This window comes from Terracoccus luteus (genome assembly GCF_003635045.1).
GTDB classification, from domain to species: Bacteria; Actinomycetota; Actinomycetes; order Actinomycetales; family Dermatophilaceae; genus Terracoccus; species Terracoccus luteus.
The window spans coordinates 3,111,909-3,136,288 of sequence record NZ_RBXT01000001.1; the positions used below are offsets into that span (position 1 = coordinate 3,111,909).

At 72.4% G+C, this 24,380-nt stretch carries 25 protein-coding genes; 13 read left to right on the forward strand and 12 right to left on the reverse strand.

Annotated features, from left to right (window positions below):
• The 3 genes from DFJ68_RS14155 to DFJ68_RS14165 all read right to left on the reverse strand — a co-directional run bounded on the left by DFJ68_RS14155 (position 1) and on the right by DFJ68_RS14165 (position 3,430).
• A complete protein-coding gene (locus tag DFJ68_RS14155) occupies positions 1–984 on the reverse strand; it encodes a carbohydrate ABC transporter permease (protein ID WP_121034199.1) in 984 nt (327 codons plus the stop codon).
• A 3-nt stretch (positions 985–987) separates the two neighbouring features.
• The gene (locus tag DFJ68_RS14160; RefSeq protein WP_245963660.1) at positions 988–2,256 is read right to left on the reverse strand and encodes a sugar ABC transporter substrate-binding protein; all 1,269 of its coding nucleotides are present in this window, start codon (positions 2,254–2,256) and stop codon (positions 988–990) included.
• A 154-nt stretch (positions 2,257–2,410) separates the two neighbouring features.
• Complete coding sequence (locus DFJ68_RS14165) at positions 2,411–3,430, reverse strand: LacI family DNA-binding transcriptional regulator (protein ID WP_121034203.1); 1,020 nt, start codon at positions 3,428–3,430, stop codon at positions 2,411–2,413.
• 248 nt (positions 3,431–3,678) lie between these two features.
• Here DFJ68_RS14165 and DFJ68_RS14170 point away from each other — a divergent pair, with 248 nt between their 5' ends.
• From DFJ68_RS14170 to DFJ68_RS18815, 5 genes are all read left to right on the forward strand, one after another.
• The gene (locus DFJ68_RS14170; RefSeq protein ID WP_147431597.1) at positions 3,679–4,515 is read left to right on the forward strand and encodes a hypothetical protein; all 837 of its coding nucleotides are present in this window, start codon (positions 3,679–3,681) and stop codon (positions 4,513–4,515) included.
• Between the two features lie 59 nt (positions 4,516–4,574).
• On the forward strand, positions 4,575–5,561 hold the full coding sequence (locus tag DFJ68_RS14175; RefSeq protein WP_121034210.1) for a patatin-like phospholipase family protein: 987 nt from the start codon (positions 4,575–4,577) through the stop codon (positions 5,559–5,561).
• Positions 5,562–5,762: 201 nt separating this feature from the next.
• Positions 5,763–6,413: an MOSC domain-containing protein gene (locus tag DFJ68_RS14180; protein ID WP_121034212.1), complete on the forward strand. Its 651-nt coding sequence runs from the start codon at positions 5,763–5,765 to the stop codon at positions 6,411–6,413.
• 35 nt (positions 6,414–6,448) lie between these two features.
• Positions 6,449–6,973, forward strand: a complete 525-nt coding sequence (locus DFJ68_RS18810; RefSeq protein ID WP_245963661.1) for a Y-family DNA polymerase — start codon at positions 6,449–6,451, stop codon at positions 6,971–6,973.
• A 48-nt stretch (positions 6,974–7,021) separates the two neighbouring features.
• A complete protein-coding gene (locus DFJ68_RS18815) occupies positions 7,022–7,465 on the forward strand; it encodes a DinB/UmuC family translesion DNA polymerase (protein ID WP_245963662.1) in 444 nt (147 codons plus the stop codon).
• Between the two features lie 121 nt (positions 7,466–7,586).
• On the opposite strand, the gene DFJ68_RS14190 is transcribed toward DFJ68_RS18815, so the two are convergent.
• The 5 genes from DFJ68_RS14190 to DFJ68_RS18345 all read right to left on the reverse strand — a co-directional run bounded on the left by DFJ68_RS14190 (position 7,587) and on the right by DFJ68_RS18345 (position 12,453).
• Positions 7,587–7,985 carry a universal stress protein gene (locus tag DFJ68_RS14190; protein ID WP_121035397.1) on the reverse strand — a complete coding sequence of 133 codons (399 nt, stop codon included), beginning with the start codon at positions 7,983–7,985 and terminating at the stop codon, positions 7,587–7,589.
• A 1-nt stretch (position 7,986) separates the two neighbouring features.
• Complete coding sequence (locus DFJ68_RS14195; RefSeq protein ID WP_121034214.1) at positions 7,987–9,540, reverse strand: tripartite tricarboxylate transporter permease; 1,554 nt, start codon at positions 9,538–9,540, stop codon at positions 7,987–7,989.
• A complete protein-coding gene (locus tag DFJ68_RS14200; protein WP_121034216.1) occupies positions 9,540–10,085 on the reverse strand; it encodes a tripartite tricarboxylate transporter TctB family protein in 546 nt (181 codons plus the stop codon). The genes DFJ68_RS14195 and DFJ68_RS14200 overlap by 1 nt, the downstream gene beginning before the upstream one ends.
• Complete coding sequence (locus tag DFJ68_RS14205) at positions 10,085–11,089, reverse strand: Bug family tripartite tricarboxylate transporter substrate binding protein (RefSeq protein WP_308331275.1); 1,005 nt, start codon at positions 11,087–11,089, stop codon at positions 10,085–10,087. Before DFJ68_RS14205 ends, DFJ68_RS14200 begins: the two co-directional genes overlap by 1 nt.
• 275 nt (positions 11,090–11,364) lie before the next feature.
• On the reverse strand, positions 11,365–12,453 hold the full coding sequence (locus DFJ68_RS18345) for an MBL fold metallo-hydrolase (RefSeq protein ID WP_170165782.1): 1,089 nt from the start codon (positions 12,451–12,453) through the stop codon (positions 11,365–11,367).
• A 344-nt stretch (positions 12,454–12,797) separates the two neighbouring features.
• Here DFJ68_RS18345 and DFJ68_RS14215 point away from each other — a divergent pair, with 344 nt between their 5' ends.
• Positions 12,798–14,489, forward strand: coding sequence for a sensor histidine kinase (locus tag DFJ68_RS14215; protein WP_245963663.1), 1,692 nt, complete (start codon positions 12,798–12,800; stop codon positions 14,487–14,489).
• Positions 14,486–15,172 (forward strand): response regulator, encoded by a 687-nt coding sequence (locus DFJ68_RS14220; RefSeq protein WP_121034220.1) that lies wholly within the window; start codon positions 14,486–14,488, stop codon positions 15,170–15,172. Before DFJ68_RS14215 ends, DFJ68_RS14220 begins: the two co-directional genes overlap by 4 nt.
• A gap of 134 nt (positions 15,173–15,306) precedes the next feature.
• Here DFJ68_RS14220 and DFJ68_RS14225 read toward each other — a convergent pair whose 3' ends face one another.
• Positions 15,307–15,951 (reverse strand): GntR family transcriptional regulator, encoded by a 645-nt coding sequence (locus tag DFJ68_RS14225; protein WP_245963664.1) that lies wholly within the window; start codon positions 15,949–15,951, stop codon positions 15,307–15,309.
• 88 nt (positions 15,952–16,039) lie between these two features.
• Here DFJ68_RS14225 and DFJ68_RS14230 point away from each other — a divergent pair, with 88 nt between their 5' ends.
• Genes DFJ68_RS14230 through DFJ68_RS14250 form a run of 5 tightly spaced genes read left to right on the forward strand, consistent with a single transcriptional unit; the run spans position 16,040 to position 20,415 of the window.
• Positions 16,040–17,146, forward strand: coding sequence for an Ldh family oxidoreductase (locus DFJ68_RS14230; protein ID WP_121034224.1), 1,107 nt, complete (start codon positions 16,040–16,042; stop codon positions 17,144–17,146).
• A gap of 2 nt (positions 17,147–17,148) precedes the next feature.
• Positions 17,149–17,463 carry a putative quinol monooxygenase gene (locus DFJ68_RS14235; RefSeq protein WP_121034226.1) on the forward strand — a complete coding sequence of 105 codons (315 nt, stop codon included), beginning with the start codon at positions 17,149–17,151 and terminating at the stop codon, positions 17,461–17,463.
• On the forward strand, positions 17,460–18,575 hold the full coding sequence (locus DFJ68_RS14240; RefSeq protein WP_121034228.1) for an isocitrate/isopropylmalate dehydrogenase family protein: 1,116 nt from the start codon (positions 17,460–17,462) through the stop codon (positions 18,573–18,575). The genes DFJ68_RS14235 and DFJ68_RS14240 overlap by 4 nt, the downstream gene beginning before the upstream one ends.
• A complete protein-coding gene (locus DFJ68_RS14245) occupies positions 18,572–19,021 on the forward strand; it encodes a cupin domain-containing protein (protein WP_121034230.1) in 450 nt (149 codons plus the stop codon). The genes DFJ68_RS14240 and DFJ68_RS14245 overlap by 4 nt, the downstream gene beginning before the upstream one ends.
• Positions 19,018–20,415: an aldehyde dehydrogenase family protein gene (locus tag DFJ68_RS14250; protein ID WP_121034232.1), complete on the forward strand. Its 1,398-nt coding sequence runs from the start codon at positions 19,018–19,020 to the stop codon at positions 20,413–20,415. Before DFJ68_RS14245 ends, DFJ68_RS14250 begins: the two co-directional genes overlap by 4 nt.
• Before the next feature lie 167 nt (positions 20,416–20,582).
• Here DFJ68_RS14250 and DFJ68_RS14255 read toward each other — a convergent pair whose 3' ends face one another.
• The gene (locus DFJ68_RS14255) at positions 20,583–21,209 is read right to left on the reverse strand and encodes a hemerythrin domain-containing protein (RefSeq protein ID WP_121034234.1); all 627 of its coding nucleotides are present in this window, start codon (positions 21,207–21,209) and stop codon (positions 20,583–20,585) included.
• A gap of 143 nt (positions 21,210–21,352) precedes the next feature.
• Between DFJ68_RS14255 and DFJ68_RS14260 the strand changes: the two genes are divergently transcribed.
• Positions 21,353–21,760: a VOC family protein gene (locus tag DFJ68_RS14260; protein WP_121035399.1), complete on the forward strand. Its 408-nt coding sequence runs from the start codon at positions 21,353–21,355 to the stop codon at positions 21,758–21,760.
• Between the two features lie 64 nt (positions 21,761–21,824).
• On the opposite strand, the gene DFJ68_RS14265 is transcribed toward DFJ68_RS14260, so the two are convergent.
• Both DFJ68_RS14265 and DFJ68_RS14270 read right to left on the reverse strand, forming a co-directional pair.
• Positions 21,825–22,637: an inositol monophosphatase family protein gene (locus DFJ68_RS14265; protein ID WP_121034236.1), complete on the reverse strand. Its 813-nt coding sequence runs from the start codon at positions 22,635–22,637 to the stop codon at positions 21,825–21,827.
• A 44-nt stretch (positions 22,638–22,681) separates the two neighbouring features.
• The gene (locus DFJ68_RS14270; RefSeq protein ID WP_121034238.1) at positions 22,682–24,304 is read right to left on the reverse strand and encodes a hypothetical protein; all 1,623 of its coding nucleotides are present in this window, start codon (positions 24,302–24,304) and stop codon (positions 22,682–22,684) included.
• Positions 24,305–24,380: the final 76 nt, after the last annotated feature.

The window sequence follows — 24,380 nt, forward strand, 5'->3', positions numbered from 1 at the left end:
TCAGCTCCTCTCTCGCAGCAGGCGGAACTGGATCGCCGTGACGATGGCGATGACGACGAAGATGAGGTAGCTCATCGACGACGCGAGTCCGTAGTTGCCGAACCCGAACTGCTTGTAGGTGTACATCGACAGCGAGATGGTGCTGTTGAGCGGGCCGCCGCTCGTCATGACGAACGGCTCCTCGAAGAACTGCAGGTAGCCGATCGCGGTCGTGACCGAGACGAAGAGCAGCGTCGGCCGCAGCAGCGGCAGGGTGACGTGGCGGAAGCGCTGCCACGCGCCGGCGCCGTCGATGGCGGCGGCCTCGTGCAGCTGCGCGGGCACGCCCTGCAGCCCGGCGAGGAAGATGATCATCGCCGTGCCGAAGTTGCGCCAGGCCGCCATGAGGATGAGGCCGGGCATCGACCAGTCGGGGTCGCCGAGCCAGTTCGGCCCGTCGATCCCGACCCAGCCGAGCACCGTGTTGATGAGGCCGAACTCGTCCTGCAGCAGGAACCGCCACACGACGGCGACGGCCACGATCGAGGTGATGACCGGCATGTAGAACCCGAGTCGGAACACCGAGCGGAACCGGGTGATCCCCTTGTCGAGCGCGATGGCGGCGGCCAGCGCGACGACCAGGGTCAGCGGCATCCCGATGAGCACGAAGTACGCGGTGTTGAGGGCGGCCTTGCGGAACACCGGGTCGGACAGCGCCTTGGCGTAGTTGTCGAGCCCGATGACGTTGACGTCGAAGGGGGTCCGCAGGTCGCGCGACCGGGTGTCGGTGAAGCTCATGAAGAGCGACTGCACGACCGGCCAGGCGGTGAAGAAGAGGAAGAGGACGCAGAACGGCAGGGCGAGCACCCAGGCGGCCCGCCCCTCCCGCAGGCCGCCGGTGCGGCGCGGCCTGCGGGAGGTCTCGGTGTCGCCGGTGCCGCCGGCCTCCCCGGGGCCGCCGGGCTGTCCCGGCGCCCCACCCGACGGTGCGGTGACGGTGGCCATGGCTTACTGGCCCGTCCCGATCGACTCGGCGTTCTGCTGCACGGTCGCCATCGAGGTCGAGGGGTCAGCGCCCTGCTTCGTCACCTTCTCGAGCTCGGTGTCGAACGAGGTGACGACCTGCTCCCACGTCGGGAACGACGGCGGGGCCTTGGCCGTCTCGAGCTGCTTGCCGAAGACGGCCAGCTTCTCGTCACCCTTGAGGTCGGGGGCGTCCCACGCGCTCTTGACCGAGGGCAGGTCGGTCGAGAGGCCGTACCACGTGGCCTGCACGTCGGGGTCGGCCAGCCACTGCACGAACTTCCACGACGCGTCGCGGTTCTGGGTGTTCTTGAAGACGGCGAGGTTGGAGCCGCCGACGAACGACGACGACCCTGCCGAGCCGGCGGGGATGGGCGCGACGTTGTACTTGTCCTTGAAGCCGGCGCCGCCGACCTTCTCGACGGCCGACATCATCCACGGGCCGGAGATGAACATCGGCACCTTGCCGCTGGCGAAGTCGGGCTCGGTCGTCGGCGTGGCCGGGGCGGCCTTGTCGCTGATCCCGTCGGTGAAGAAGGACTGGTAGTACTTCGCCGCGTCGACGATCTGCGGGCTGTCGAAGTTGTAGGCCTTGCCGTCGTCCTTGGTGAGGTCGGCGCCGTCGCTCCACGCGAAGGGCATGAGGGTCTGCCACGAGCCGGTGCCACCGGCCTGCAGGCCGATGCCCCACTTGGCGCCGGCCTTGGTCTGCATGGCCTTGGCCATCTCCTTGAGCCCGGCCTGGTCGGTGGGGGCGCTGTCGAAGCCCGCCTTCTTCGCGAGGTCGCTGCGGTAGAAGAGCACTCGCGTCTCGACATACCAGGGGATGCCGTACGAGGTGCCGTTCACCTCGGTCGTCTTCTGTGCGCCCTCGAAGAACGCGGACCTGTCGATGGCGGGCGGGGTCGGGTCGAGCGCGTCGAGACCGGCGAACTCGCCCATCCAGGTCGAGCCGACCATGGCGACGTCGGGCGTCTTGTTCGCGGCGATGGCGGCGGTGAACTTGTTGTGCGCCGCGTCCCACGGGATGGCGGTGACCTTGACCTTGACGCCCGGGTTGGCGCTCTCGAACTCCTTGGCCAGCGTGGGCAGCTTCTCACCCTCGGCCCCCATCGCCCACACCGTGATGGTGCCGGTGGCCTTGCCGCTGCTCACGGCTGCGCCGGTCTGGCCGCCGCTCGCCGACTCGGCGTCGCCGCCGCGGCCGCAGGCGGTGAGGGTCAGGGCGGTGGCCGTCAGGGTGGCCACCGTCATGGCAAGGGAGCGTCTCATCGTCGAACTCGCTTTCTCTGCAGGGGTTCTCGGGGTTTGTCGGAGATTCTCGGTCGTGCTGGGGTGAAGGGTGCCGTGGTGCGGAGGTGCCCGGCCGGGCACGGGCTGTCGGGTACGACGGGTGGCCGGATGCCGGTCAGCCGCACCCACAGGAGCCGCGCAGCACCAGCCGGGTCGGCAGCACCCACGGCTCGTCGGCGGGGTCGTCACCGTCGACGAGGTGGTGCAGCCGCTCGGCGGCGAGGCGGCCGAGGTCGGCGACGGGCTGGCGGACGGTCGTCAGGCCGGGCCGGACGTAGCGGGCCGTCATGACGTCGTCCCACCCGACGACGGCAACGTCGCGCGGGACGTCGCGACCGGCATCCTGCAGGTGGGTCATGACCGACAGGGCGAGCTCGTCGTTCGCGCACACGAGCGCGTCGGCGGTGAACTCGCCGGCGAGCAGCCGCTCGGCGAACTCCGTGCCGTCGTTCTCGCGGAAGGCGATCCGCACGGGGGGCGCGGGGCGACGACGCCGGGCCCGGTGGGCGGCGACGAAGCCGTCGTGGCGGGCGGCGGTGTCGGAGGAGAGGTCGGGGTCACCGACGAAGAGCACCCGGCGGCGACCGTGAGCCAGGACGTGCTCGGTGAGCTCGCGCGCGCTGGAGGCGTTCTCGGCCGAGATGCTCTCGGTGCCGAGCCCGGCGGCGGCCACCCCACCGGCGACGGTGACGACGGGCTTGCGCCCCTGCCGCACCCGCGAGACCGTCTCGGCGGAGACGGTCGAGGCGAAGACGGCGAGGCCGTCGACACGGGTCGAGAGCTGGCGGACGGCCCGGTCGACGTCGCGCTTGGTGTCCGCGAGCAGCAGCACGACGCTCTGGCCCAGCTCGGCCGCCCGCTCCTCGAAGCCGACGAGCAGCTCGGCGAAGTAGGGGCCCGCGAGCTCGGGCAGCACGAGCCCGTGCGCCTCGTGGTGACGCACCGCGAGGCTGCGCGCGGCGCCGAGGGGCACGTAGTGCAGCTCGTCGATGGCGTCGAGCACGCGCTGGCGGGTGGCGCCGGAGACGACCTCGGGACGCTGGATGACGCGCGAGACCGTGGCGATGGAGACCCCGGCCCGCTCGGCGACGGAGTAGATCGTCGCGCCCGGAGGGGTCGGCCTGGTGCTGCTCATGCCATGGCCTCCTCGGGTTCTCGTCGGTGAGAGCTGTCGGGTCGAGCGCTTCGTGCGGAGCACCCCGTCGTGTTTGTAAGCGCTTACATCTTGTTCAGAGTGGCACACGCCTGCGACCGGGCGCAACCCTCCGACCGCGATCCGGCGACTGGCCGCGGTGACGTGGGTGGCATCGGCCGCGGTGACACGCCGGTCACATTTCGCCACCTTTGCGACCATCGCCGCCTCCCCGCCAGTACCTTCCGGGCGTGATGACTTTCAGGGGAGCCCTGCTGACCGCTGCGCTGCTGTCGACGGCCGTCGCCGTGGGCGGCTGCAACACGGCGACGCCGGCGTCGACGTCCGTCCCGTCCGTGCCCTCCGGGGCCGTGAGCACGATGACGTCCGCGGGTTCGTCGACGACGACGCAGGCCACGACGACGAGCGCGGCGACCTCGAGCTCCACCTCGACCGGACCGGCGACCCCGACGACCCCGACGAGCCCGGCCGCGGCGGCTCCGCAGCGACGCGAGAAGGCGGCGCTGGCCGGGGCGCTCCTCGTCCTCGACGACCTGCCGACCGGGTGGTCCATCGAGAAGGGCACCGGCGGTGGCGGCGGGCAGCTCTCGAGCACGACCGACGCCGCCTGTGCCGACCTCAACGACCTGCTCAACGCGGACGGCCCGAAGGGCAGCCTCGTCGACGCCTCGGTCGGCATCGACGGCGGTCAGGACGGCCCGCTCGTCTCCGAACGCCTCGACGCCATGGGCACCTCAGCCGCCGCAACCGCCGTGGTGGGGAGTCTGCGCGACGCCGCGGAAGGCTGCCGCCAGCTGACCGTGCGTCTGCCCGATGGCACTCGCGCCCGAATGAGGCTCTCCGAGGTACGGGCCCCGCAGGTGGGTAAGGGCGCCTTCGCACTCAGGCTGACGGCTTCCGGTGGCGACTACGACGGCCTCGAGATCACTTTCCTCTACGCCCCTCTGCGCGACGTGCTGCTGTCCTTCACGTTCTTCGACGCCTACCCCGAGGAGCTCGAGGGACTCTCGAAGGACGCCGAGGCCAAGGTCGTCGAGAAGCTCAAGCTGGGCGGTCAGACGACCTGACCGCGACGGGAGGCCTGCCCTCCCGGCGGTCGTCATATCCTCGGGACGTGGCTGAGGGGATGCGCGCAGCGGTCGTGCTCGGGTCGGGCGGCGCCCGCGGCTACGCGCACGTCGGCGCCCTCGAGGTGATCCGGGAGCGCGGCTTCGAGGTCGTCGCGATCTCGGGAACGTCGATGGGCGCGCTCGTCGGCGGGGTGGCCGCGGCGGACCGGCTCGAGGAGTACACCGCGTGGGCGCGGTCGCTGACGCAGCGGGAGGTGTGGCGGCTGCTCGACCTCAGCCTCACCGCGCCCGGCGGCGCCATCCGGGCGGAGCGCATCATCGCCAAGGTGGCCGAGATCCTCGACGGCGCGAGCATCGAGAACCTGCCCGTCCCCTTCACGGCCGTGGCGACCGACGTCAACGCGCGGCGCGAGGTGTGGTTCCAGCACGGCCCGGTCGAGCACGCCATCCGCGCCTCGATCGCGATCCCGGGGGTCATCACGCCGGTCGTCATCAACGGCCGCACCCTCGTCGACGGCGGGCTGATCAACCCCGTCCCCATCGAGCCGACGTCCGCGGTCGACGCCGACGTCACCATCGCGGTCTCGCTCAACGGCAGCCGCATGGCCCAGGAGACGGGTGCCCCCGTCAAGGTCACGTCCGAGCACCACCCCTTCGAGGAGATCGCGGCCCGCCTGCGCCGCGCGACCGGCGCCCTCGAGAACGAGCGGCTGCGCGCGCTGACCAGCCGCCTCAGCGTCGGCGGTCACCGCGGTGAGGATGCCGACGGGGCCGGGCCCGCGGGCACCGTGGCCGGCGGGGTCGACCCGGGTGACGCCGCGGCGCCGCGGCCGTCCGACATCGGCGTGCTCGACCTGCTGACGATGTCGTTCGACACGATGAGCGCCCTCATCAGCCGGTACCGCATGGCCGGCAACCCACCCGACGTGCTCGTGACCGTGCCGTCGAACGCCGTGCGCACCCTCGACTTCCACCGCGCCGCCGAGATGATCGACCTCGGTCGCCGCCTCACCACCGAGGCCCTCGACCGCGCCGGCTACTGACACCCCACCCCCCGTCGAGAGGCCAAATAGAGAGCACCGAAAGGTCACTCCCGCCGCCGAGGCCCGGATGCCGGATCGCCCCCACACCGTCGAGAGGCCGCTTCCCGACGCCCCCGGACCCACGCCGGAGTCCAGCGCAAACGTGATCAAGCCGCTCACGCCTCGGAGGTGGGACGGTGGGGTGGTGGGAGGTCAGCGACGATGACACGCAGGCGACCGGCATCCGGCGTCGTCGAGGCGGTGTGCGTCGTCGAGCGCGTGCGCCCCGGCCACCACCACCCGACGGCGATCGACAAGCGGCCCCGGCGCGGGCGGGTGGCGGTGGGCGAGCTCGGCCTCGACGGTGACCGCCAGGTCGACACCTCGCACGGTGGCGTCGACGCAGCCGTCTACGTCTTCTCCGACGAGGACGCCGCCCTGTGGGCCGACCGACTGCCGAGCGGCACGGCACCCGGCACGTTCGGCGAGAACCTGCGGGTCAGCGGGCTCGACGTCTCGGGTGCGCTGATCGGGCAGCGTTGGCGCGTCGGCTCGGTCGTTCTGGAGGTGTGCAAGCCGCGCACCCCCTGCCGCAACCTCTCGGCCCACGTCGGGGTAGAGGGCTTCCACCTCGAGCTGGCCGCCACCGGTCGTGTCGGCGCGATGTGCGCGGTGGTGCAGCCGGGCGAGCTGGCCGCCGGGGACGCCATCGTCGCGGCGCCGCCACCGGACCATGCGGTGACCGTCGAGCGGTACGTCACGGGGTTCGACGCCGATGCCGCGCAGCGGCTGCTCGACGCAGGGATCACCCTGGCCCGTCCGGTTCGCGCCAAGGCCAGGCGCGCCCTGGCGAGGACCGGGGCGCACGGCTGACCCCGACCGTCGGTGCCGCCGGGCAGAGTGGAGCGGTGACGGTCATCCTGCACGCCGACGCCGACGCCTTCTTCGCGTCGGTCGAGCAGCGCGACGACCCGACCCTGCGGGGGCGACCGATGGTCGTCGCCCACGAGGTGGTGGCGTGCGCGTCGTACGAGGCCCGCGCCCTCGGGGTGCACGCGGGGATGCCGGTGGGCCAGCTGCGTCACCGCTGGCCGGAGGTGGTCGTGACCGGCTACCGCACCGAGGCGTACGAGGAGGCCTCGGCGGCGCTCTTCGCGTTGTTCGGCCGGTTCAGCCCGCTCGTGGAGCCCGGGTCGATGGAGGAGGCGTTCGTCGACGTCACCGGCCGCGACCGTGGCGACCCGGCCGGCTGCGCGGCGGCCCTGCGCGCAGCGGCCCGTGACGATATCGGGCTCCCCGTCTCGGTGGGTGTCGGTCGGACGAAGCTCATGGCGAAGCTGGCCAGCCGACGGGCGAAGCCCGACGGCATCGTCGTCGTCGACCCGGCGCGGGAGGCCTGGCTGCGGCCGAGACTGCCGCTCGACGACCTCTGAGGCGTCGGCCCGCGCACGGTCGAGAAGCTCCACACGGCAGGCCTGCTCGTGGTCCGCGACCTCGAGACGCTGGCCGAGGGCGACCTCCAGGCGTTCGGCGTCACGACGGCCCTGGCCCGACGGCTCGTGTCCATCGCCGCCGGCACCGACGACGCCACCGTCAGGCCGCGCGGCCCCCGCGGTTCGGTCGGGGCCACCCGCTCTATGCCGTCGACCCGGTCACGTTCGGCGGTCGAGGCGCTGCTTGATGAGCAGGTGCACCGTGCCCTCGAACGCCTCGTCGACGACCCACGCGTGCCCCGCCGCCTCGAGGTCGTCGTCCGGTTCGACGACGGGGTGCACACGGCCGAGCGCGGGCCGCTCCCCCGGCCCACCCGTGTCGTCGACGAGGTGCAGGCCCACGCCCGGGCGCTGCTGTCGCGGTCCGGGTGGGAGCACGACGGTCGCGGGGTCACGATGACCGGCGTCTCGATCCCCCTGCCGAAGGCCTGAGCCACCGGCCCCGGACCACCGACCCCACACGACGAAAGACCGCCGGGCCGCCGGCGGGGCACGTCACGGTCTGACGTGCCTCGCCGACGACCCGGCGGTCGGGAGCGAGAAGGGCGACGGCTCAGTCGCGCTGGGCCTTCACGGCCAGCACGGGGCAGTCCGCCTCGAGCAGCACGGTCTGTGCCTGGCTGCCCATGATGAGCTTGCCGACCGGGGTGCGCCGACGCAGGCCGATGACGATGAGCTCGGCGTTGGTGCGGCGCGCCGTCGCGACGATCACGTCCGCGGCATCCTTGCTGTCGACGCTCTGCGACAGCTCGTAGTCGACGCCCGACTCGTCGAGCTCGCGACGCGCCTCCCCGAGCTGGCCCTCGGAGGCGTACCGCGCGTCGACGAGCGCGGCACCGGTCGAGGTGTTGACGACGACGAGCCGGCTGGCGCGTGAGCGCGCCTCGCCGATCGCGGCGGTGAGGGCCGCACGGCCCTCGTCGGTCGGCACGAAGCCCACGATGATCGGCACGTCACTCTCCTTCACGGTTGGCGGCGACCGGGATGAGGTCACCCGTCGGGCGGTCGCCGTCGCCACCTCCGGGACGCCGCTTGCGCAGCGCACCGAGCACCGGCGGCACGACGATGACGAGCAGGATGATGACGTAGACGATCTTCGAGAACGGCGTGTTCACGAGGCCGCCCAGCTCGCCGTCGCTGATCTGCAGGGCGGTCCGCAGCTGCTTCTCGGCCACCGGGCCGAGGATGATGCCGATGATGGCGGGCACGACGGGGATGCCGTAGCGACGCATCATGAAGCCGAGGATGCCGATGACGAGCAGCAGCCACAGGTCGAAGGCCGACGTGTTCGCGGCGTACGCACCGACGCTGGCGAAGAAGAGGATGCCGGCGTAGAGGTAGGGGCGCGGGATCTGCAGCAGCTTGGCCCACATGCCCACGAGGGGCAGGTTGAGCGCGAGCAGGATGACGTTGCCGATGAAGAGGCTCGCGATGAGCGCCCAGACGAGGTCGGCCTGGTCGTCGAGCAGCCGCGGGCCGGGCTGGATGCCGTAGCCCTGGAAGGCGCCGAGCATGACCGCGGCGGTCGCCGTCGTCGGGATGCCGAGCGTCAGCAGCGGCACGAGGCCACCGGCGGCCGAGGCGTTGTTCGTCGCCTCCGGGCCGGCGACACCCTCGATGGCGCCCTTGCCGAACTCCTCGGGGTGCTTGCTCAGCTTCTTCTCGGTGACGTAAGACAGGAATGTCGGGATCTCCGCACCACCGGCCGGGATCGCCCCGAAGGGGAAGCCGATGACGGTGCCGCGCAGCCAGGGCTTCCACGAGCGGCCCCAGTCGTCGCGGGTCATGTACTTGCCCGAGACGCCCATGACCTGGATCGGCGCGCGCCGCAGGTGGGCGGCGACCCAGAGCGCCTCGCCGACCGCGAAGAGGCCGACCGCGACGACGACGACGTCGATGCCGTCGGCGAGCTCGGGCAGCCCGAGCGTGAGGCGCTGCTGGCCGGAGTTCGGGTCGATGCCGACGGTGCCGATGAGCAGGCCGATGGCGAGGGCGGCGAAGCCGCGCACCTTCGAGCTGCCGAGCACCGTGGTCACCGCGATGAACGCGAGCACCATGACCGCGAAGAAGTCGGGGGCGCCGAGCTTGATGGCGACCTTGACGATCTCGGGGGCGAGCAGGGCCAGCAGCAGCGTGCCGATCGTGCCGGCGATGAAGGAGCCGATGGCCGCGGTGGCGAGCGCGGCCGCGCCGCGTCCCGCCTTGGCCATGAGGTTCCCCTCGATCGCCGTCACGACGGACGAGCTCTCACCCGGGGTGTTGAGCAGGATCGAGGTCGTCGAGCCGCCGTACATGCCGCCGTAGTAGATGCCGGCGAACATGATGAACGCCTGCGTCGGCTCGAGCGTGTACGTGATCGGCAGCAGCAGCGCGATCGTCATGGCCGGGCCGATGCCGGGCAGCACGCCGATGGCCGTGCCGAGAAGCACGCCGACGAAGGCGTAGAGGAGGTTGATCGGGGTCAGCGCGGCGGCGAACCCGTCCATGAGGGAGTTGAGACCGTCCATCAGAGGATGCCCTTCAGGAGGCCGACCGGCAGGTTGATGCCGAGCACGAGGTTGAACAGGTACCAGGTCCCGACCGACATGACGACCGCCGCGACCGCCGTCACCCAGTGGCGACGCGCGCCGAGCGCGAAGGCGGACCCGAAGAAGAGGATCGCCCCCGAGATCGGCCAGCCGACCCGGTCGATGAGCAGCGCGTTGGCGACGAACGAGGCGACGAGCAGGCCGAGGGTCCTGTAGTCGGTGCCGCCCGAGAGGTCGACGTCCTCACCGCCCTCCGCCTCGCCGTGGCCACCGCGGAACACGTTGATCGCGAGCAGGATGCCGGTGAGCACCAGCAGGGCGCCCACCACCGTCGGCAGCGTCTTCGAGTTCACGAACCCGCGGGCCCCCTGGTCGACCAGGCCCTGGGCGTCGGTGATCGCCCAGGCGCCCAGCGCGAGCAGGAGGACCGCGACGCCGTACTCGGAGTGCGAGGCGCGCTGGCGCCCCTCCCCCGTCGTGTCGTCGGGGGCAGGAGCCCCCGTGGTGTCGGTCGGGACGGACATCAGGCCAGCCCGAGGTCCTTGAGCACGCCCGCGACGCGCTCGTTCTCGGTGCCGAGGAAGGTCTTGAAGGTGGCGCCGGTCTCGAACGAGTCGGTCCAGCCCTGGTCCTTGAGGACCTTCTTCCACTGCTCGGAGCCGTGCATCTTCGTCAGGAGGTCGATGTACTCCTTCTGCTTGGCGTCGCTGAGGCCGGGGGGCGCCACGATGCCGCGCCAGTTGGTGAACTCGAGGTCGACGCCGAGGCTCTTGAGCGTCGGGGCGTCGATGCCCTCGACCGGCTCGGCGCTCGTGACGGCGAGCACGCGGACCTCGCCGCTCTTGGCCTGCTCGGCGACCTCGCCGACGCCGGTCGCGGCGAAGGCGACCTTGCCGCCGAGGACGGCGGTCATGAGCTCGCCACCGCCGTCGTAGGGCACGTAGTTGACCGACTTGGGCTCGACGCCGACGGCCTTGGCCATGAGCATCGGGGTGAGGTGGTCGGGGCCACCGGCGTTCGAGGCGCCACCGACCGGCACCTTGCCCGGGTCGGCCTTCCAGGCCGCGACGAGCTGGTCGATCGAGGTGTAGGGCGAGTCCTTGGGCACGACGATCGCCTCGGACTCCTCGATGAGCTTGGCCAGCGGCACCGTCTCGTTGAGGGTGGCCTTCGACTTGTTCGTGTACGTCGCGCCGACGACGCCGAGGCCCATGACCATGAGCAGGTCGTCCTTGCCCTGCTCGTTGACGAGGCGCTGCAGGCCGACGGTGCCACCGGCGCCGGCGGTGTTGAACACCTCGACGGTGCCGGTGAGCTTGGCGTCCTGCATCGCCTTCGCACCCTGGCGGGCGGTGACGTCGTAGCCGGAGCCGGGCGAGTTCGGGACGAGGAGGCGCAGGCCCTGCACGGGGCCGCTGTCGCCGCCGGTCGCGCCACCCTCGGGGTCGGCGCTCGTGCCGCAGGCGGTCATGGTCAGACCGGCGGCCGCGACGGCGGCGGTGGTCTTGAGGGCAGTGGTGAGTCGCACGGTGACTCCTTCGTCGGTGGGGTGCGTTCGCCCCAGAGTGCTGGCCGCGCGCAGCGGTGTCACGGTTGCGTCGACAAACAGCGTTGAGTTCATTGTGCTCACGGATGCCGGGTGGCCCGCGGCCTCGCGCGACCCGGCGTGCGCGCCGGCCGAGCCACCCGGCATCCGCCCGTTTCGGACCATCGGTCCGCCGTCCACATCGACCTCGTCGACGCGGTCGAGCCCCGAGCGGGGCTCGGGGCTCGACGGCGGTGCAGGGGGCGCAGGGCGACGACTCAGTCGTCGGGGCCTTCGAGGTCACCCGCGCGCGGGTTGGGTCCCTGCGGGTTGGGGCCGGGGCCCTCCGGCGGCAGCCCGAGCGACACCTTGACCCGCGCGTTGTCGACGCTGCGCAGCCCGTTGCGGTCGTACACCCACGCGTCGAAGTAGTTGACCGGCGGCACGAGGGGCACGTCGAAGTCGTCGAGCACGGACATGAGCTTCGGCACCTCCTCGGGCTTGAAGGCGTAGTGCAGACCGCCGAAGAGGTTGAACCCGCCACGGGCGCCGAGGTGGTGCGGCATCAGGTACTTCGGCTGGTACGTCGGGACGAGGACGCGGGCCTGCGTCACCACCCGCGACTCGGGGCCCGGCTGCCAGATCTCGAAGGTCGACAGGCCGGCCGCCTTCATCGCCAGCCCGAGGTTGCTCAGCGGCGCTCCGCGGTTCTCGCCGTCGACGACGTGCTCCTTCGTCAGCTCGGACCCACCGGCGCCGCTGTCGGAGAAGAACATCGTCAGCTCCTTGGCCGGCGTCTGCACCTTGAGCACGAAGCCGAAGGTCTCGATGCCGCCGTCGAGGTCGCTGACCTCGCCGACCGAGACGCTGTGCACCCACTTGACCACGTGCATCTCGACGTAGCGGCTCAGCTGGAACCTCTCCCCGCCCTTGACCGGGCGCAGCAGGTGCTCCGGTACGCCGTACGCGCGCGCCTCCTCACACGCCGCCGCCGACCCGATGAGGGTCGCGCCGGTCTGCTTGACCCACTCCGGGGTGTCGACCGAGTGGTCGCCGTGGAGGTGGCCGAGCAGCACGTACTCGATGCTCCCGGTCTTCTGCAGCGCGGTGCGCACCTTGGTGACGACCTCGGGGTTGGGCGTCGAGGCGGGGTAGCCGACAGCCCCGTCGAGCAGGATGCCGATGTCGCCGATCTGGTAGTGCCAGTTGCTGATCCCGAACCACGTCATCCGGATGTTCTTCGGCATGCCGGGCTTCGCGCCCCTCGCGCCTTGGGCGGCGGTGGCCCCCTGCGGCGCGCCCACCGCCGTCGCGGCGGCCAGTCCTGACGCCCCGACGAGGGCCGTTCGTCTGCTGATCGTGCTCACGGTGTTCTGCCTCCTGGTGGACGAGCTGTCGACATTGACGGCGACGGCACCCAGGGGCTTGGTCACGTGGGCAGGTCGGCGTCACCGGCGTCCCGGACGTCGTCGTCTTCCCGCCCTGGGCACGCTCTCGGAGGCAGACGTGCGGCCCGTGAGACCGGTCGCGCGGCGTCGCGACGGCCGTCGTGGCCTCCGCGCCGCCCCCGACCGGGCCGTGGGTGTCGACGTCCCCGCCACACTCCCGGCCGGTGGGCGACATGTCACCCTTGAGTCGACAAACCGCATTGTGTGCTTTGTGCTCACCGATGTCGGGTGGCCGGCGCCGCCCGGAGGTGCACAATGCGGGGGTGATCCGGAGACTGCGGCCACGGTGGCCACGACCTCGATGGACGCTGGCCGGGCGCCTGCTCGCGATGCAGCTGCTCATCGTGTCCGTCGTGCTCGTCGGGGTCGCCGCCGTGTCGATCGCGCAGTCGAACGCCCGGTTCCGCGACAGCGAGGGTCGGCGAGCGCAACAGATCGCCGAGGTGCTGAGCCAGACACCCGGCATCCGCGACGTCGTCGAGGACGGCGGGCAGTTCGCTCCCCAGGCCAACTTCGCGGCCGAGGCGGCGCGGGCGTTCAGCGACTCCGCCCAGGTGCTCATCGCGGGCGTCGACCGCAAGGTCGTCGCGTCGACCGGGACGGGCCCGGCCGTGGCGTTCCTCCAGGACACCGAGGCCTTCGACGGGCGCGGCTGGGTGGGCGAGCAGCAGGGCACGGGCGAGGCCATGGCGATGGCCCCGGTCATCAGCAGCGGCGAGAACGACCCCGAGCGCACCGACCCGACGCAGCCCGACGCCGGCGAGACAGTGGGTGTCGTGGCCGTCGTGCGCACCTACCCCAGCGTGTGGGACAACCTCGCGCAGGCGATGCCGAACCTGTTGACCTACATGGGGATCGCCAGCCTGCTCGGGGTCGTCGGGTCGCTGCTGCTCGCGCGACGGGTCAAGCAGCAGACCCTCGGGCTCGAGCCGCGTGAGATCACCGGTCTCGTCGAGCAGCGCGAGGCGGTGCTGCACGGCATCAAGGAGGGCCTGCTCGCGGTCGACCTCACCGGCCGGGTGACCCAGGTCAACGACGAGGCGGCAACGCTGCTGGGCATCCCGCAGATGGACAGCGAGGGCCGGATGCTGCGCGACCTCGACCCGACGGGCCGGCTGTCGGCCCTCTTCGACCACCCGGAGCCGGTCGTCGACCGCGTCATGTCGTTCGGCACGCACGCGGTGGCCGTCAACCTGCGACCGGTACGCACCCACGGCCGGCTCATCGGCCACGTCGCGACCCTGCGTGACCGCACCGAGCTGCTCGAGCTGCAGCGCGAGCTCGACCTCACCCGCTCGACGACCGACTCCCTGCGCACGCAGGCCCACGAGTTCAGCAACCGCATGCACGTCGTCAGCGGGCTCATCGAGCTCGGCGAGTACGACGACGTCCGCTCGTACATCCAGCGCATCAGCGCCGACGAGGAGCAGCTGACCGCGCGCGTGACGAGCCTCGTCGCCGACCCGGCGGTGGCCGCGATGCTGCTGGCCAAGTCCCGTCAGGCCGACGAGCGGGGGGCCGAGCTCGTCGTCGACGAGTCGACCCACCTCGGGCGCCTCGACGGCGACGTCTCGACCGACGTCAACACCGTGCTGGGCAACCTCGTCGACAACGCGCTCGACGCCGCGGGGGTCGGTACCGGGCGGGACGGCATCCGGGCGCGGGTGACGGTGACGATTGTGAAGGAGGACGGCGTCGTGCGGATCACGGTGCGGGACAACGGACCTGGAGTCGACCTGCGCGAAGGCGACGTGTTCGCACGGGGATACAGCACCAAGCCCGGCGGGGCCGAGGGGCGGCGAGGTATCGGCCTCGCGCTCGTGCGCATCGTGTGCCGCAAGCGCGGCGGCGAGGTGACGGTGCACAACGACGACGGGGCCGTGTTCACGGCGACCGTGCCCGAGGTGCCCCTGACGGCGGACTCACCCACGGGACAGGGGGTTCGGTCCCGGTGATCCGCGTCCTCGTCGTCGACGACGACTTCATGGTGGCGCGCCTGCACTCGAGCGTCGTGGCGAAGCAGCCCGGCTTCGAGCTGGTGGCCGTCGTCAACAACGGCACGGCGGCGTTGGCGGCCGCACAGAGCCACCGGCCCGACCTCATCCTGCTCGACGTCTACCTGCCCGACATCACCGGTCTCGAGGTGCTGGGGCGCCTGCGGGCGCAGGGGCACCCGGTCGACGTCATCGTCATCAGCGCGGCCCGCGACGTCCAGAGCCTGCGGACGGCCATGCGCGGCGGGGTCTTCCAGTACCTCGTCAAGCCGTTCGCGATCGGCGACCTGCGCGACCGCCTCGAGGAGTACGCCGCGCACCGCCGACGGGTCGGCTCCATCGACGAGGTGGGGCAGGCCGAGGCCGACCAGCTCTTCCGCGGCAGCGCGGCGCGGGCGGCGCCGCTGCCCAAGGGGATCAGTGCGACGACGGTGGCGCTCGTGACGACGGCCCTGCGTGCGGCCGGCGACGAGGGGCTGTCGGCGACGGAGTGCGGCGAGCAGGCCGGCCTCTCGCGCAGCAGCGCCCGGCGCTACCTCGAGCACCTCGTCGAGGTCGGCGAGGCGGAGGTGCGCCACCGCTACGGCAGCGCCGGCCGCCCCGAGCGCCGCTACCGCGCCACCCAGCCCACCCCCCAACCCTGACCCCCGTCGAGAGGCCAAATAGACCCCGTCGAAAGGTCAGCCGGCGACGGGGCCCGGCGTCGGACTGGCCTTTCGGTGACCTCCAGTTGGCCTTTCGACGGGTGGGGATGCGGGGAGAGAGGTAGGCGAAGAGGTCAGGGGAGGTCGGTGCCGAGGGCCGCGAGGGCGGCCTCGCGGGCGTGGGCCACGTGCTCCTCGGCCCGCTCGCGGGCGGTCGACGGGTCGCCCGCTGTGACCGCCTCGACGAGGCCGGTGTGCTCGACGAGCGCGGCCTCGCGGCGTTCCTGCGTCTGGTTGGTGAAGCGTCGGTAGCGCGCGAGCTGGCCGTCGATCTGGTCGAGCAGCCGCGTGGCCCAGGCGTGGTCGGCCACCTCACCGATGAGCACGTGCAGGTCGTGACCGGCGCCCATCGCGTCGTCGGCCAGGCCGACGAGCCGCTCGTTGCGGTCGAGCAGCGCCTGTAGCCGCACCGCCGCGCGCTCGTCGCAGCGCTCCGCCGCCCGGGCCGCGATGACGCCCTCGAGCCCGCCTCGCACGCCGTAGAGCTCGTCGACGTCGCGCCGGCTGAGCGGCCGCACGACCATTCCGCCGGTGGGCAGCTGGTCGAGCAGGTCCTCGGCGAGCAGCAGCCGCAGCGCCTCACGCAAGGGCGTGCGGCTGACCTGGAGGTCGGCGGCCAGCTGCGGCTCGAACAGCCGGGTGCCCGGCTCGAGCTCGAGCCCGAGGATGCGACGGCGCAGCTCCTCGTACACGAGCTGGCCCCCCGACGCCCGGCGCACCCGTTCCATCGTCCGACCTCCAGTTGTGCACTTGTATACAAGTATGCTTTCGTTGCCCTCAGTCAACCACGAGACGAGGGACGGGCCCATGACCACGGATGCCGGGAGCGACCACGACGTGACCGTCGACCCCGACGACCTGCGCCGGTTCGTCACGGACGCGTTCGTCGCGACGGGGGTCCCCGAGCCGGATGCCGTGCTACTGGCCGACACGCTCGTGGTCGCCGAGCTCTGGGGCCACGTGTCCCACGGCGTCATCCGGCTGCCGTGGTACCTGGCCCGCCTCCGTACCGGCGCCACCCGAGCCGTCACGACGGTCGAGACCGTTCGCGACGCCGGCTCGGTCGTCGTGCTCGACGGGCACGACGGCATCGGCCAGGTCGTCACACAGCGGGCCGTCGAGACCGGGGTCGAGCGGGCGCGCCGGCACGGCGTCGCTGCGGTCGCCGTCCGTGGCTCGGGCCATTTCGGCACCGCCGCCTACTTCACCCGGCAGGTCGCGCAGGCGGGGTGCATCGCCCTGCTCGCCACCAACGCCAGCCCCGCGATGGCGCCGTGGGGCGCCCGCACCAAGCTCGTCGGAACCAACCCGTGGTCCATCGCCGCGCCCGGACCCGACGGTGAGGCCCTCGTGCTCGACCTCGCCAACACCGCCGTGGCCCGCGGCAAGGTCTACGTGGCCGCCGACCGGGGCGAGCCGATCCCGTCCGGGTGGGCCGCGGACGCCGAGGGCAACCCGACCACCGACGCCCGCGCCGCGCTCGAGGGCCTCATCCTGCCGATGGCCGGACCCAAGGGCTACGTCATGTCGTTCATGTTCGACGTGCTCGCCGGCGTGCTCACCGGGAGCGCCTTCGGGGCCGACGTCGTGGGGCCCTACCGCCCCACCGGGCGAAGCGGTGCCGGCCACCTCCTGATCGTGCTCGACGTCGCCGCCTTCGGCCCCCGTGACGAGTACGACGAGCGCGTGGCCCGACTCGTCGACGAGGTGCACGCGGCCGACCCCGCCCCGTGGAGCGACGGTGCCCTGGTGCCCGGCGAGCTGGAGAACCGCGCGCGGGTCGCCACCGAGCGTACCGGCATCCGACTCTCACCATCGGCGTGGCAGCAGCTGCGCGCGGTGGCTGACGACACCGGCGCCACCCTGCCGACCGCGACCTCCCCGACGAAACCGACCACCCGAGAGAGGAACTGACCGTGCTGACCTTGACCGTGTCGCTGCAGGTGCGCCCCGAGCGGCACGCCGACTTCGTGGCCGCCATCACCGAGAACGCCCGGCGCACCTTCGCCGACGAGCCCGGTTGCCTGCGATTCGACGTCGCCCGTGACCGCGACGACGAGCTGCACTACGTCTTCCACGAGGTCTACGTCGACGCCGACGCGCTCGAGGCGCACCGGGCCGCCCCCCACTTCGCCGTCTGGCGGGCGGCCGCCGACCGATGCGTCGTACCCGGCAGCCAGGTCAACACCGTCGGCCACCTCCTCGTCGGACACGGCGGGGGTGCGTCGTGAGGCTGCTCGTGCTGCCGGGCGACGGCATCGGCCCGGAGATCACCGACGCGACCCTGCGTGTCCTCGACACCGTCGACCGACGGTTCGGTCTGGGGCTCGAGATCGACTGCCACGAAATCGGGTTCGCGTCGCTGGCCACCGACGGCACCACGCTTCCCGACAGCGTGCTCGACGCGGTCGCGGCCGCCGACGGCACCGTGCTCGGCCCCGTCTCCCACTACGACTACCCGCCCGCAGCCCAGGGCGGCGTCAACCCGTCGGCCGCGCTGCGCACCCGGTTCCGCCTCCACTCGAACATCCGCCCCGCGCGCAGCGTCGAGGGCCTCACCGTGCTGCGCGCGCCGCTCGACGTCGTCATCGTGCGCGAGAACACCGAGGGCTTCTACGCCGACCGCAACATGCACGCCGGCACCGGCGAGTTCATGACGGATGCCGACACGGCGCTGGCCGTACGCAAGGTGACCGCCACCGCGTGCCGGGCCGTCGCAGAACAGGCCTTCCGGCTGGCCGAGACGCGCCGCCGCCACGTCACCGCGGTGCACAAGGCCAACGTGCTCAAGCTGAGCGACGGTCTGTTCCTGCGCGAGGTGCGGGCCGTCGCTGCCGAGCACCCCGACGTCGAGCTGCGTGAGCTCATCGTCGACGCCGCCGCCGCCCGCCTCATCCGCGACCCGCAGTTGTTCGACGTACTCGTCACGACCAACATGTTCGGCGACATCCTCTCCGACGAGGCGACCGAGCTGGCCGGCAGCCTCGGCATCGGCGGATCGATCAGCGTCGACGCCGCCGACCGCGTCTGCGTCGCCCAGGCCCAGCACGGCTCGGCGCCCGACATCGCCGGGCAGGGTGTCGCCAACCCCGTCTCGCTCATCGCGTCCGTCGCCATGCTGTTGCGCTGGTGGGGCGGGAAAGACCGCAGCAGAGTCGCATTCGTCGAAGCGGCGGATGCCGTCGACGCCGCCGTCGCGCTACTGGTGGCCGCGCCCGAAACCCGCACCCGGGACCTCGGCGGCCCCCTCGGGACCACTGCCTTCACCGACGCCCTCGTCGCCCGGCTCGACGACGGCACGGAGCTCGTCGAGACCAACACCGCGCAGGAGGCCCGCTCATGAGCGACGACCCCGCCACCCGGCATCCGGCTGCGCCCAGCCTGCTCGTGCGACCCGGCGAGGTCGAGCCCTTCGACCGTGGCAGCGGCGTCGTCACCCTCCCCTACGTCGGCCGCTGGAACTGCGAGGCCAACCGCGTGACGACCGGTCAGACGCAGTTCGCCGTCGGCACCGGCCTGCCCCTGCACAGCCACAACGTCGAGGAGTCGGTGCTCGTGCTGGAGGGCGAGGCAACAGCCGAGATCGGTGACGAGAGCTTCGACCTCGTGGCCGGTGACGCGACGTGGGTGCCGGCCGGCCTCCCCCACCGGTTCGTCAACCGCGGTGCGGGCACGATGCGCATCTACTGGGTGTACGGCGGCCGTGACGTGACCCGCACGATGACCGCCACGGGCGAGACGTTCGAGCACCTGTCCGAGAGCGACCGCGGCGGGCAGGCGACACCATGAGCGAGACGAGCAGCGTAGTCGTCACGACCGACCCGACCACCGGCCGCGAGCTGGCCAGGTACGACGCGATGAATGACGCGTCGATCGACCACGTCCTCGACGAGGTGGCCGTCGCGGCGCGCGCGTGGGGCCGCACCCCGCTCACGGAACGCCGGGCCGCTCTCGACTCCGTCGCCGACCGGCTGCTCGCCGAGCGCGAGAGCGTCGCCGCGCTCATCACTGCCGAGATGGGCAAGCCACTACGCGAGGCGCGGGCCGAGGTCGACAAGTCGGTGACGACGGCGCGGTGGTACGCGCGGCACGCCGACTCGCTGCTGACGCCGACGCCCGTCGACGTCGGCCCGGACGCGACCGCGTGGGTGACGCACGAGCCGATCGGCCCCGTGCTCGCCGTGATGCCGTGGAACTTCCCGCTGTGGCAGGTCATGCGGTTCGCGCTGCCCGCGATCCTGGCCGGCAACGGCATCCTGCTCAAGCACTCGCCCGACGTCACCGGCAGCGCGCTCGGCTTCGAGGCGCTGCTCGAGCGGGCGGGCCTGCCTCGTCACGTGTTCCGCACCTTCGTCGTCAGCGAGCGGGACGTCGCCCGGGTCACGGATGCCGTCGTGGCCGACGACCGCGTCGCCGGGGTCACCCTGACCGGCAGCAACCGGGCGGGCGCATCGGTGGGGGCGGCGGCCGGGCGGGCCGCCAAGCCGTCGGTGCTCGAGCTCGGTGGCTCCGACGCCTTCGTCGTGCTCGCCGACGCCGACGCCGAGCGTGCCGCCGAGGTCGCGGTGCGCGCCCGCTTCACCAACGCCGGCCAGAGCTGCGTCTGCGCGAAGCGGTTCGTCGTGGCCGCCGAGGTCGCGGAGCACTTCACCGAGGCGTTCGTCGCCCGGGTGCGCGCACTGCGGGTCGGCGACCCGACCGACGACCACACCGACCTCGGGCCCCTGGCCCGCCCCGACCTGCGTGACGTGCTGCAGCGCCAGGTCGACGCGTCGGTGGCCGCCGGGGCCGAGCTGCTCGCGGGCGGTCACCCCATCGACGGCCCTGGCAATTTCTACGCTCCGACCGTGCTGGCCGCCACCGCGCCCGGCATGGCCGTCTTCGACGAGGAGACGTTCGGGCCCGTGGCGGCGGTCGCCGTCGCCCGCGACGACGCGCACGCCGCCGAGCTCGCCGCGGCCACGACGTTCGGGCTCGGCCTCAGCGTCTGGTCCGGCTCGCGCGAGCGGGCCCTCGACCTCGCCCGCGAAGTGACGACCGGGGCCGTCTTCGTCAACGCGATGGTCGCCTCCGACCCTCGCCTGCCCTTCGGCGGCACGCGGCGCAGCGGCCACGGCCGCGAGCTGGCCGCGCCCGGACTGCACGCCTTCATGAACCAGCGCACGTTCTGGGCCGTCCCCTAGCCCTGGGCCTGAACGTCGAGAGACCAGTTCCCGACGTCGTGGAACGACGGGAGATGGCCTCTCGACGGGTCGGGCAGCGTCGCGACGTGGCCTCCCGATTGAGGTGCGCGCCCGCGCGGAGTGGCCTTTCGGTGACCTCTGTTCGGCCTCTCGACGGGGGGTGAGGGTCAGTCGGCGTCCTCGGAGGCCGTGAGGCTGGGGCCGTCACCGGCGCGGTCGGTCGTCGCGGAATCCTTGGCCAGCTGGGCCGCCCGCTGCGCCGTCTCCGACGGGGCGTCGGTGCGGTGCTCGTCGATGTACTCGTCGGGGTCCTTGTCGACCGAGGGGATGCCGGTGGCGGCCTTGAGCGACTCGTAGCGCAGGAACGACACCGCGATCTCGTGCCGCAGCTCGAGCGTCGCCTGCTGGCGGAAGTCGGCGAGGTCCTGCCGCTCCTCCTCACCCATGTGGTCGCTGTTGTGCACGTTGGCGTCGACGACGGCGGTCCACCACTCGTCGGAGCCCGTCTCCGCCTCGTCGACCCGACGCACGGCCGCGCGGATCTCGTTGTGGTCGTGGACGGCGTCCTCGACCTCCTCCTCGACCGACTCGGCGTCGGCGCCGCCCGTGCCGAGGCGCAGCAGCTCGGGGTAGAAGTAACGCTCCTCGGCCTCGGCGTGTGTCTCGAGCAGGATGGCCAGGCGCTTCCACACCGCGGCGAGGCCCTCGTGGTCGTCGCGCGGCCACTCCTCGAGGGCTGCGAACATGCGCCGCTGCTCGTTGTGCTGGTGCTGGATGACGTCGGTGATGTCCACGGTAAGCCTGTCGTCGCGGTGGAATGGTTCGCAGCAGGCATACCCGCTGTCGGTGCCCGCTGCAAGGATGGTGGCGCAGCACAGCGGGACGGACCGTCGGTGGTTCTCGGATGCCGGGTCGCCCGCCCGACGAGGAGGTGCCCATGGCCGACGACGGCCGCATCACGTTCGACTGCGTCGCCCTCGACTGCGCCGACCCGCTCGGGGTCGCGCGCTTCTACGCCGCCCTGCTCGGCGGCAAGGTCGACGGCACCGACGACCCCGAGCCCGGCGGCAACTGGTACGACGTCGTGTGGGACGGGCCCCGCATCGCCACGCAGCTGGCGCCCGACCACGCGTCGCCGAACTGGCCCGACGGCCAGCAGCAGGTGCACCTCGACCTCGTCGTCACCGACGTGGCAGCCGCGCACGAGCGCGTGCTCGAGCTGGGCGGCACGGCGCTCGACCCGGTCGAGGCGCCGCAGCCGAGGCCCGAGCGCGGGTTCCGGGTCTACGCCGACCCCGCCGGCCACCCGTTCTGCTTCTGCCGCCCGTCGGACGAGGCCTGGTGAGTGCTCGCTTCGGTGACGAGTGGGCTGTGACGGGCGAGGCGTGACGGACGTCGGCTGACGAGCGTCAGCGGGCGGCGTCCTTGCGGGCGCGCCGCTGCGCGAGCAGCCGGGTGACGGTCTCGCACGCCTCCTGGCTGACCGCGGCGACGAGACCGCCGGTCTCGTTGTCCCGCGGCTCGTAGGGCCGCCCGGCCGACGTGCACACGGCTCCCCCGACCTCACGCAGCATGAGCGTGCCCGGCACGTGGTCCCACGGCGCGGCGCTGCGGTAGACGACGAAGTCGGCCTCACCTTCGACGAGCTTGGGGTAGTCGATGCCGCACGACACCCACGTCAGCTGCAGGGGCGGCAGGTCGCCGAGCGACGTGCCGATCCACGAGCGGCGCGACGTGTGCCCGCGCAACCCGGCGAGGTCGACCGGGCCAGACGCGGCGAGGTCAGGCACCCGCTCACCGTTGCGGTACACCCCGGCGCCGCGCTCGGCGACGTAGGCCAGCTCGTGCTGCGGCTGCCAGATCCACGCGCGCACGGTCTCGCCGCCGACCGTCTCGGCCACCATGACGGCGTGGTCGCGCGAGCCGTGGACGAAGTTCTTCGTGCCGTCGACCGGGTCGACCGTGAAGGCGTGCTCGGCCGCGATGTACCGCTGCATGAGCGAGCGGTCGGCCGAGTGCGTCTCCTCGCCGAGCACGACGGCGTCGGGGTAGGCGGCGTTGAGGGCCGCGGTGATGAGCACCTCGGCCTCGCGGTCGGCGTCCGTGACGAGGTCACCGGGGGCCTTCTCGTGCACCTCACCCGACTGGAGCGACCGGAACCGCGGGTTGATCACCTGCTCCGCGACGTCCTGCAGCAGGGTCAGCACCTCGTCCGTCTCCACGCCCCAACGCTAGTGGGTGCGGCCGCCGCCGCCGGGGCCGCCCGTCACGGCTCCCCCGCCGGCGGCCGGATGTGCTCGGGCAGGTCCAGCCAGTAGTCGAGGATGCCGGCCAGCTCGGCCCCGTACTCGTGATCGGTGAGCAGCGGGCTGTTCCGGATGCCGGCCATGAGGTCGAAGCGGCCGCGCATGCCGAGGGCGTAGGCGAAGCCGTGCACCCGCAGCACCGCGTCGGGGGTCGCGCCGGTGCGGGCGCCGAGGCGTCGGGTGTCGTCGGGGATGCCGCGCAGGGCGGTGAAGATGCCGAGCGCGAGGCGACGGTCCGCGTCGACGGCCTGACCGGCATCCCGGTCGGTGATGTTGCCCAGCACCGTGGCCGCCTCTGCGGCGAGCGCGGCCGGGCGCGTCGGGTCGAGGGCGAGGTCGACGAGCAGCGGGGCGTCCTCGGACTGGACGAGCCACGACAGCACGGCGAGCGTCTCCAGCGCGGCGACGTCGTCGTCGGCAGCGAGCGCTTCACGAAGCTGCTGCGCCTGGGCCCGGCCGACCCAGTGTCCCTGCGGCACGAGCATGAGCACGCTGAGGGCCATGCCGCGGTCGTGCTCGTCGGTCGAGCCCAGAGCGGTGTCGACGAGCAGCTGGAGCTCGGGCTCGTCCCAGGTGTCGGCGACACCGGCATCCATGTGCGCACGCACCCCGCGCTTCATGCGCGCGAGCGTGTCGCGGTCGACCGCCCTGCCCGACAAGAGGATCGACGCCGCGGCCCGCTGGTCCTCCAGGCTCAGGGCCGTGGCGAGCTGGACGCCGACGTCGCTCGCGACGGAGCGGATGACGTTCGCCGCACCGCGCTGGACGCGGTACGGCAGCGACGTGTCGCGCACGAGGCGCAGCGCGGAGGGCACGACGTCGCGCAGGTACTGCGGCGGCAGCCGACGCCCTCGCGCCAGGGTCGTGAGGGCGAAGAGGCAGGCGCGCAGGGCGTGGTCGTTCGCCGGCTCGCGCAGCTGTTCGGCAAGGATGCCGAGGGCCTGGGGCTCGTCGGTGAACTGCAGCAGCGTGAGGGTGTCGTTGAAGAACTGCGAGCCGGGGTCGTCGATGACCGACCGCACGAACCGCGCGACGATCTGGCCGCTGCGCGGGTGGCCGGCCAGCCGCGCCGCGGCCTCGTCGCGCAGCAGGTACTCGACGTCGAGGTTGACGACGCACTCGGCGACGAGCCTGCGCAGCATCGCCTCCCAGTCGCGGTCGCGCACGAGCGGGTGGGGCATGCGACCGAGGTCGTCGGTGAGCAGGTCCCAGTCCGCGCCGGTCATGCGCTCGGTGGAGAGCGCCTTCTCGAGCAGCTCGAGTGTCTCGGCCACCGGCCGCGCCTCGGGGGGTCGGAGCACCGCCTGCTGCCGCACCGGCTGCCGCCAGCGCGCGAGATGGTCGACGGCGCAGGTGAGCTGGCCGTGCGGCAGGCCGAGGAGGAACTCGTAGCGACGGACGTTCCAGTACGTGAGGTCGGAGGCGGCCTCCTCCCACCGCTTCACCGTCGAGGTGTGGTGCGGCGCGTAGCCGACGCCGTCGGGGTCGACGCCGCCGCGACCGACCGCGGCCATGCTGACGGCCGGTCGGGCGGCGCGTCGCGCGCTGCGCACCACCCACGCCGCCTCGCGTTTGAGGCTCATCGGATCCCCCTCCGACCCGGGGCCCGTCGTCGACGCCCCGTCCGCACAACCTACCCAGCGCCCCCGCGCCGTCGAC

Excerpts from the sequence above, each read along its gene's own strand:
- DFJ68_RS14160 (WP_245963660.1), bottom strand. The coding sequence starts at position 2,256 with ATGACGGTGGCCACCCTGACGGCCACCGCCCTGACCCTCACCGCCTGC.
- DFJ68_RS14250 (WP_121034232.1), top strand. The coding sequence starts at position 19,018 with ATGAGCGAGACGAGCAGCGTAGTCGTCACGACCGACCCGACCACCGGC.
- DFJ68_RS14270 (WP_121034238.1), bottom strand. The coding sequence starts at position 24,304 with ATGAGCCTCAAACGCGAGGCGGCGTGGGTGGTGCGCAGCGCGCGACGC.
- DFJ68_RS14195 (WP_121034214.1), bottom strand. The coding sequence starts at position 9,540 with ATGGACGGTCTCAACTCCCTCATGGACGGGTTCGCCGCCGCGCTGACC.
- DFJ68_RS14165 (WP_121034203.1), bottom strand. The coding sequence starts at position 3,430 with ATGAGCAGCACCAGGCCGACCCCTCCGGGCGCGACGATCTACTCCGTC.
- DFJ68_RS14245 (WP_121034230.1), top strand. The coding sequence starts at position 18,572 with ATGAGCGACGACCCCGCCACCCGGCATCCGGCTGCGCCCAGCCTGCTC.
- DFJ68_RS14175 (WP_121034210.1), top strand. The coding sequence starts at position 4,575 with ATGCGCGCAGCGGTCGTGCTCGGGTCGGGCGGCGCCCGCGGCTACGCG.
- DFJ68_RS14180 (WP_121034212.1), top strand. The coding sequence starts at position 5,763 with ATGACACGCAGGCGACCGGCATCCGGCGTCGTCGAGGCGGTGTGCGTC.
- DFJ68_RS14230 (WP_121034224.1), top strand. The coding sequence starts at position 16,040 with ATGACCACGGATGCCGGGAGCGACCACGACGTGACCGTCGACCCCGAC.
- DFJ68_RS14260 (WP_121035399.1), top strand. The coding sequence starts at position 21,353 with ATGGCCGACGACGGCCGCATCACGTTCGACTGCGTCGCCCTCGACTGC.
- DFJ68_RS14200 (WP_121034216.1), bottom strand. The coding sequence starts at position 10,085 with ATGTCCGTCCCGACCGACACCACGGGGGCTCCTGCCCCCGACGACACG.
- DFJ68_RS14155 (WP_121034199.1), bottom strand. The coding sequence starts at position 984 with ATGGCCACCGTCACCGCACCGTCGGGTGGGGCGCCGGGACAGCCCGGC.